At 63.1% G+C, this 7,715-nt stretch carries 6 protein-coding genes; all 6 read left to right on the forward strand.

Annotated features, from left to right (window positions below; translation table 11 throughout):
• Positions 1 to 231: 231 nt before the first annotated feature.
• The 6 genes from glyA to purU all read left to right on the forward strand — a co-directional run bounded on the left by glyA (position 232) and on the right by purU (position 7,668).
• The gene (gene glyA, locus WBR57_RS02160; protein ID WP_424081691.1) at positions 232 to 1,485 is read left to right on the forward strand and encodes a serine hydroxymethyltransferase; all 1,254 of its coding nucleotides are present in this window, start codon (positions 232 to 234) and stop codon (positions 1,483 to 1,485) included.
• 22 nt (positions 1,486 to 1,507) lie between these two features.
• Positions 1,508 to 2,758: a sarcosine oxidase subunit beta gene (locus WBR57_RS02165; protein ID WP_010207084.1), complete on the forward strand. Its 1,251-nt coding sequence runs from the start codon at positions 1,508 to 1,510 to the stop codon at positions 2,756 to 2,758.
• A gap of 14 nt (positions 2,759 to 2,772) precedes the next feature.
• Positions 2,773 to 3,075 (forward strand): sarcosine oxidase subunit delta, encoded by a 303-nt coding sequence (locus tag WBR57_RS02170; protein WP_424081693.1) that lies wholly within the window; start codon positions 2,773 to 2,775, stop codon positions 3,073 to 3,075.
• The gene (locus WBR57_RS02175; RefSeq protein ID WP_424081695.1) at positions 3,072 to 6,089 is read left to right on the forward strand and encodes a sarcosine oxidase subunit alpha; all 3,018 of its coding nucleotides are present in this window, start codon (positions 3,072 to 3,074) and stop codon (positions 6,087 to 6,089) included. The genes WBR57_RS02170 and WBR57_RS02175 overlap by 4 nt, the downstream gene beginning before the upstream one ends.
• A 78-nt stretch (positions 6,090 to 6,167) precedes the next feature.
• Positions 6,168 to 6,800 carry a sarcosine oxidase subunit gamma gene (locus tag WBR57_RS02180; protein WP_424081697.1) on the forward strand — a complete coding sequence of 211 codons (633 nt, stop codon included), beginning with the start codon at positions 6,168 to 6,170 and terminating at the stop codon, positions 6,798 to 6,800.
• Positions 6,801 to 6,810: 10 nt separating this feature from the next.
• The gene (gene purU, locus WBR57_RS02185) at positions 6,811 to 7,668 is read left to right on the forward strand and encodes a formyltetrahydrofolate deformylase (protein ID WP_056857793.1); all 858 of its coding nucleotides are present in this window, start codon (positions 6,811 to 6,813) and stop codon (positions 7,666 to 7,668) included.
• Positions 7,669 to 7,715: the final 47 nt, after the last annotated feature.

The raw sequence follows: 7,715 nt of genomic DNA on the forward strand, positions 1-7,715 counted from the left end.
TGTGGGAGGGGGCTTGCCCCCGATTGCGGTGTGTCAGCCAGCCTAGGTGCAAGCTGATCCACCGCTATCGGGGGCAAGCCCCTCCCACATTTGATCGGTGTTGTTGCCGCTATGTCGTAAACGCACCTTTGCGTGGCGTCCGTAGGCATTTGACCTGCCTGCGCCAGCCCTACCATCGCATCAAAGGGCCCTGCACGGGCCTCAACAATACGAAAGGCTGGGAGAGACGCGATGTTCAGCAAACAAGACCAGATCCAGGGATATGACGACGCACTGCTGGCGGCGATGAATGCCGAGGAGCAGCGTCAGGAAGATCATATCGAGCTGATCGCGTCGGAGAACTACACCAGCAAACGCGTGATGGAAGCCCAGGGCAGCGGCCTCACCAACAAATACGCCGAAGGTTACCCAGGCAAGCGCTACTACGGCGGCTGCGAGCATGTGGACAAGGTTGAAGCCCTGGCCATCGAGCGCGCCAAGCAGCTGTTCGGCGCCGATTACGCCAACGTGCAGCCGCACTCCGGTTCGTCCGCCAACAGCGCGGTGTACCTGGCGCTGATCAATGCCGGCGACACCATCCTCGGCATGAGCCTGGCCCACGGCGGCCACTTGACCCACGGCGCCAAAGTGTCGTCCTCGGGCAAGCTGTACAACGCGGTGCAATACGGCATCAACACCGACACCGGCCTGATCGACTACGACGAAGTCGAACGCCTGGCCGTCGAGCACAAGCCGAAAATGGTCGTGGCCGGTTTCTCCGCCTACTCCAAGACCCTGGATTTCCCACGGTTTCGCGCGATTGCCGACAAGGTCGGCGCGCTGCTGTTCGTCGACATGGCCCACGTCGCCGGCCTGGTTGCCGCCGGCCTGTACCCGAACCCGCTGCCGTACGCCGACGTGGTCACCACCACTACCCACAAGACCCTGCGCGGTCCGCGTGGCGGTTTGATCCTGGCCAAGGCCAACGAAGAGATCGAGAAGAAACTCAATTCCGCGGTATTCCCCGGCGCCCAGGGCGGCCCGCTGATGCACGTGATCGCCGGCAAGGCGGTGTGCTTCAAGGAAGCGGCCGAGCCCGGCTTCAAGGTTTATCAGCAACAAGTGATCGACAACGCCCAGGCCATGGCCGAGGTGTTCATCAAGCGCGGTTATGACGTGGTCTCCGGTGGCACCGACAACCACCTGTTCCTGGTCAGCCTCATCCGCCAGGGCCTCACCGGCAAAGACGCGGACGCCGCCCTCGGTCGTGCCCACATCACCGTCAACAAGAACGCCGTGCCGAATGACCCGCAGTCGCCGTTCGTGACCTCGGGCCTGCGTATTGGCACCCCGGCGGTGACCACGCGTGGTTTCAAAGTGCCGCAATGCGTGGCGTTGGCTGGCTGGATCTGCGACATCCTCGATAACCTCGGCGACGCCGATGTCGAGGCCAACGTCGCCAAGCATGTGGCCGCCCTGTGCGCTGATTTCCCGGTTTATCGCTGAGCGCGGTTTTGGAGTAATGACTATGCAACGCTACTCGGGCTTCGGCCTCTTCAAGCACTCACTCAGCCACCACGAAAACTGGCAGAAGATGTGGCGCACGCCGACCCCTAAAAAGGTCTACGACGTGGTCATCGTCGGCGGCGGCGGGCATGGTCTGGCCACCGCTTACTACCTGGCGAAAGAGCACGGCATCACCAACGTGGCCGTGGTCGAAAAGGGCTGGCTGGGCGGCGGTAATACCGCGCGCAACACCACCATCGTGCGTTCCAACTACCTGTGGGACGAGTCGGCGCACCTCTACGAACACGCGATGAAACTCTGGGAAGGCCTGTCCCAGGACCTGAACTACAACGTGATGTTCTCCCAGCGCGGCGTCTACAACCTGTGCCATACCCTGCAGGACATCCGTGATTCCGAGCGTCGCGTCAGCGCCAACCGCCTCAACGGCGTCGACGGCGAACTGCTCAACGCCAAGCAGGTGGCTGACGAGATCCCGTACCTCGACTGCTCGAAAAACACCCGCTACCCGGTGCTCGGTGCCACCGTGCAACGGCGCGGCGGCGTGGCTCGTCACGACGCCGTAGCCTGGGGCTTTGCCCGCGCAGCGGATGCACTCGGCGTGGACCTGATCCAGCAGACCGAAGTGATCGGCTTTCGCAAGGAAAACGGCGTGTGCATCGGCGTGGAAACCAACAAGGGCTTTATCGGCGCCAAGCGCGTCGGTGTGGTCACGGCGGGTAACTCCGGGCACATGGCGTCGCTGGCCGGCTTCCGCCTGCCGATCGAATCCCACCCGCTGCAAGCGCTAGTCTCCGAGCCGATCAAGCCGATTATCGACAGCGTGATCATGTCCAACGCTGTGCACGGTTACATCAGCCAGTCCGACAAGGGCGACCTGGTGATCGGCGCCGGTATCGACGGTTACAACGGCTATGGCCAGCGCGGTTCGTACCCGGTGATCGAACACACCATCCAGGCCATCGTCGAGATGTTCCCGGTGCTGTCGCGCGTGCGCATGAACCGCCAGTGGGGCGGCATCGTCGACACCACGCCGGACGCGTGCCCGATCATCTCCAAGACCCCGGTACCGAACATGTTCTTCAACTGCGGCTGGGGCACCGGTGGCTTCAAGGCCACGCCGGGCTCAGGCAACGTGTTTGCCGCCAGCCTGGCCAAGGGTGAAATGCACCCGTTGGCCGCGCCATTCTCCATCGACCGTTTCCACAACGGTGCGCTGATCGACGAACACGGCGCCGCGGCCGTCGCCCACTAAAAGGACAAATTCCTATGTTGCATATCTTCTGTCCTCACTGTGGCGAACTGCGCTCCGAAGAGGAATTCCACGCGTCCGGCCAAGCGCACATCCCGCGCCCGCTGGACCCGAACGCCTGCACCGATGAAGAGTGGGGCGACTACATGTTCTTTCGCGACAACCCGCGTGGCCTGCACCACGAGCTGTGGATTCACGCCGCCGGTTGCCGCCAGTATTTCAACGCCACACGCGACACCGTGACCTACGAAATTCTTGAAACCTACAAGATAGGCAGCAAGCCGCAATTCACCGCCAAGGTTTCTGGAGAGAAGGTATGAGCCAGATCAATCGCCTGTCCAACGGCGGCCGCATCGACCGTAACAAGGTCCTGACGTTTACCTTCAACGGCCAGAGCTACAAAGGCTTTGAAGGCGACACCCTGGCCGCAGCCCTGCTGGCCAACGGCGTCGACATCATCGGCCGCAGCTTCAAGTATTCGCGCCCACGCGGCATCTTTGCTGCCGGCGCCGAAGAGCCGAACGCGGTGCTGCAGATCGGCGCCACCGAGGCCACGCAGATCCCCAACGTGCGCGCCACCCAACAGGCGCTGTACCAGGGTTTGGTCGCCACCAGCACCAACGGCTGGCCGAGCGTCAACAACGACATGATGGGCATTCTCGGCAAGGTCGGCGGCAAGCTGATGCCGCCGGGTTTCTACTACAAAACCTTCATGTACCCGCAATCGTTCTGGATGACCTACGAGAAGTACATCCGCAAGGCCGCAGGCCTGGGCCGCTCGCCGACCGAGAACGACCCGGACACCTACGACAACTTCAACCGCCATTGCGACGTGCTGGTGGTGGGCGCAGGCCCTGCCGGTTTGGCCGCTGCACTGGCCGCCGCGCGCAGCGGTGCCCGTGTGATCATCGCCGATGAGCAGGAAGAATTCGGCGGTTCGCTGCTGGATTCCCGCGAGAGCCTCGACGGCAAGCCGGCCACCGAATGGGTCGCCAGCGTGATTGCCGAGCTCAAGGCCCTGCCGGACGTGGTGCTGCTGCCCCGCGCCACGGTCAACGGCTACCACGACCATAACTTCCTGACCATTCACGAGCGCCTCACCGATCACCTCGGCGACCGTGCCCCGGTTGGCGTGGTGCGTCAGCGTATTCACCGTGTGCGCGCCAAGCGTGTGGTGCTGGCGACCGGTGCCTGCGAGCGCCCGCTGGTGTACGGCAACAACGACGTGCCGGGCAACATGCTCGCCGGCGCCGTCTCGACGTACGTGCGCCGTTACGGCGTGGCGCCGGGCAAGAAACTGCTGCTGTCGACCAACAACGATCACGCCTACCGCGTGGCGCTGGACTGGTTCGACGCCGGCCTGCAAGTGGTTGCCGTGGCCGATGCGCGTCACAACCCACGTGGCGCACTGGTTGAAGAAGCGCGCGCCAAAGGCATTCGCATCCTCACCGGCAGCGCCGTGATCGAAGCGCGTGGCAGCAAGCACGTGACCGCTGCGCGCGTCGCAGCCATTGACGTCAAAGCCCACAAAGTCACCAGCCCCGGCGAATGGCTGGACTGCGACCTGGTGGCCAGCTCCGGCGGCTACAGCCCAGTCGTTCACTTGGCGTCGCACCTGGGCGGCAAGCCGACCTGGCGTGAAGACATCCTCGGTTTTGTACCGGGCGAAGCACCGCAGAAACGCGTATGTGTCGGCGGCATCAATGGCGTCTACGGCCTTGGTGATTCCCTGGCGGACGGTTTTGAGGGCGGCGTGCGCGCGGCCAGCGAAGCCGGGTTTGCGCCGGTCGAAGGCACGCTGCCCAAAGCCCTGAGCCGTCTCGAAGAGCCGACCCTGGCGCTGTTCCAGGTGCCGCACGAGAAAGCCACCGCACGGGCGCCGAAGCAATTTGTCGACCTGCAAAACGACGTCACCGCCGCCGCCATCGAACTCGCGACCCGCGAAGGTTTCGAGTCGGTCGAGCACGTCAAACGCTACACCGCGCTGGGCTTCGGCACCGACCAGGGCAAGCTCGGCAACGTCAACGGCCTGGCCATCGCGGCCCGTTCGCTGAACGTGACCATCCCGCAGATGGGCACCACCATGTTCCGTCCCAACTACACGCCGGTGACCTTCGGCGCGGTCGCGGGCCGTCACTGCGGGCACATCTTCGAGCCGGTGCGCTACACCGCGCTGCACGCCTGGCACGTGAAAAACGGCGCCGAGTTTGAAGACGTCGGCCAGTGGAAACGCCCGTGGTATTTCCCGCGCAACGGTGAAGACCTGCACGCCGCCGTCAAACGCGAGTGCCTGGCCGTGCGCGACAGCGTCGGCCTGCTCGATGCATCCACCCTCGGCAAGATCGACATCCAGGGCCCGGACGCGCGGGAGTTCCTCAACCGCATCTACACCAACGCCTGGACCAAGCTCGACGTGGGCAAGGCGCGCTACGGCCTGATGTGCAAGGAAGACGGCATGGTCTTCGACGACGGCGTCACCGCGTGCCTGGCCGACAACCACTTCCTGATGACCACCACCACCGGCGGCGCCGCCCGCGTGCTGCAGTGGCTGGAGATCTACCAGCAGACCGAATGGCCGGACCTCAAGGTGTACTTCACCTCGGTTACCGACCACTGGGCGACCATGACGTTGTCCGGCCCCAACAGCCGCAAGCTGCTGGCCGAAGTCACCGACATCGACCTGGACAAGGACGGCTTCCCGTTCATGACCTGGAAAGAAGGCCTGGTCGGCGGCGTACCGGCGCGGGTGTTCCGTATCTCGTTTACCGGTGAGCTGTCGTACGAAGTCAACGTGCAGGCCGACTATGCGATGGGCGTGCTCGAGCAGATCGTCGAAGCCGGCAAAAAGTACAACCTGACACCCTACGGCACCGAAACCATGCACGTGCTGCGGGCCGAGAAGGGCTTCATCATCGTCGGCCAGGACACCGACGGCTCGATGACCCCGGACGATCTGAACATGGGCTGGTGCGTAGGTCGCACCAAACCGTTCTCGTGGATCGGCTGGCGCGGAATGAACCGTGAAGACTGCGTACGTGAAGAGCGCAAGCAACTGGTGGGCTTGAAGCCGATTGATCCGAATGTGTGGCTGCCGGAAGGCGCGCAGCTTGTGCTGGATGCCAAGCAGACAATCCCGATGAAGATGGTCGGCCACGTCACCTCAAGCTATGCGCATAACTCCCTGGGTTATTCGTTTGCGATGGCGGTGGTGAAGGGCGGCTTGAAGCGCATCGGCGAACGGGTGTTTTCACCGCAAGCGGATGGCAGCGTGATCGAGGCCGAGATTGTGTCTTCGGTGTTCTTCGACCCGAAAGGCGAGCGGCAGAACATCTGATAGACCGAGGTGCCTGCATCGGGGGCTTGCCCCCGATGAGGCCAGAACAGTCACCACAGAATTCAGGAAAGGTGCTCCATGACAGCAGCCAACGTATACCAACAACGCCCCACCACCGGTGCCAAGGCCGAGTCGTCGCTGCACCATGCCGACCTCGCCAGCCTGGTCGGCAAGGGCCGCAAAAACGCCGGCGTGACCGTGCGTGAAAAGAAATTGCTCGGCCACCTGACCCTGCGGGGTGATGGCCATGACGCCGCCTTCGCCGCCGGCGTGCACAAGGCCCTCGGCATCGAATTGCCCGGTGCCCTGCAGGTCATCATCAAAGGCGAAACCAGCCTGCAATGGCTCGGCCCGGATGAGTGGCTGCTGGTGGTGCCAAGCGGTGAAGAATTCGCCGCCGAGCAAAACCTGCGCGCCGCCCTGGGCGATCTGCACATCCAGGTCGTCAACGTCAGCGGCGGCCAGCAGATCCTCGAACTCAGCGGCCCGAACGTGCGCGACGTGCTGATGAAGTCCACCAGCTACGACGTGCACCCCAACAACTTCCCGGTGGGCAAGGCGGTGGGTACGGTGTTCGCCAAGTCGCAACTGGTGATCCGCCACACGGCGGAAGACACCTGGGAGCTGGTGATTCGCCGCAGCTTCTCGGATTACTGGTGGTTGTGGCTGCAGGATGCGTCCGCCGAATTCGGCCTGAGCGTCCAAGCCTGAGGAATGACCCATGAGCCGCGCACCCGATACATGGATTTTGACCGCCGACTGCCCCAGCGTGCTCGGCACGGTGGACGCGGTCACCCGCTACCTGTTCGAACAGGGCTGCTACGTCACCGAGCACCATTCGTTCGATGACCGCCTCTCGGGCCGGTTTTTTATTCGCGTGGAATTCCGTCAACCGGAGGGCTTCGACGAACAGGCTTTCCGCGATGGCCTGGCCACGCGCGGCGAAGCCTTTGGCATGATCTTCGAGCTGACGGCGCCGAACTACCGGCCAAAAGTGGTGATCATGGTCTCCAAGGCCGATCACTGCCTGAACGATTTGCTGTACCGCCAGCGCATCGGCCAACTGTCCATGGACGTGGTCGCCGTGGTGTCCAACCACCCCGATCTCAAACCTTTGGCCGACTGGCACCAGATTCCCTACTACCATTTCCCTCTCGACCCTAACGACAAACCGTCCCAGGAGCGGCAGGTGTGGCAAGTGATTGAAGAGACCGGCGCCGAACTGGTAATCCTTGCGCGCTACATGCAAGTACTGTCGCCGGAGCTATGCCGCAAGCTGGATGGTAAGGCGATCAACATTCATCACTCGTTGCTGCCGGGGTTCAAGGGCGCCAAGCCGTATCACCAGGCTTACAACAAGGGCGTGAAATTGGTCGGCGCCACGGCGCATTACATCAACAACGATCTGGATGAAGGCCCGATCATCGCCCAGGGCGTGGAGGTGGTGGATCACAGCCACTACCCCGAGGATTTGATTGCCAAGGGGCGGGATATCGAAGGGCTGACATTGGCCAGGGCGGTGGGGTATCACATTGAGCGGCGGGTGTTTTTGAACGCCAACCGGACGGTGGTGCTCTGACTGACGGCATCGGGGGCAAGCCCCCTCCCACCTTTGATATGTGAATG

The sequence above is a fragment of the Pseudomonas sp. genome, from assembly GCF_049590575.1.
Classification (GTDB): domain Bacteria; phylum Pseudomonadota; class Gammaproteobacteria; order Pseudomonadales; family Pseudomonadaceae; genus Aquipseudomonas.

Coding starts and splice junctions, on each gene's coding strand:
- glyA (WP_424081691.1), top strand. CDS start 232: ATGTTCAGCAAACAAGACCAGATCCAGGGATATGACGACGCACTGCTG.
- WBR57_RS02165 (WP_010207084.1), top strand. CDS start 1,508: ATGCAACGCTACTCGGGCTTCGGCCTCTTCAAGCACTCACTCAGCCAC.
- WBR57_RS02170 (WP_424081693.1), top strand. CDS start 2,773: ATGTTGCATATCTTCTGTCCTCACTGTGGCGAACTGCGCTCCGAAGAG.
- WBR57_RS02175 (WP_424081695.1), top strand. CDS start 3,072: ATGAGCCAGATCAATCGCCTGTCCAACGGCGGCCGCATCGACCGTAAC.
- WBR57_RS02180 (WP_424081697.1), top strand. CDS start 6,168: ATGACAGCAGCCAACGTATACCAACAACGCCCCACCACCGGTGCCAAG.
- purU (WP_056857793.1), top strand. CDS start 6,811: ATGAGCCGCGCACCCGATACATGGATTTTGACCGCCGACTGCCCCAGC.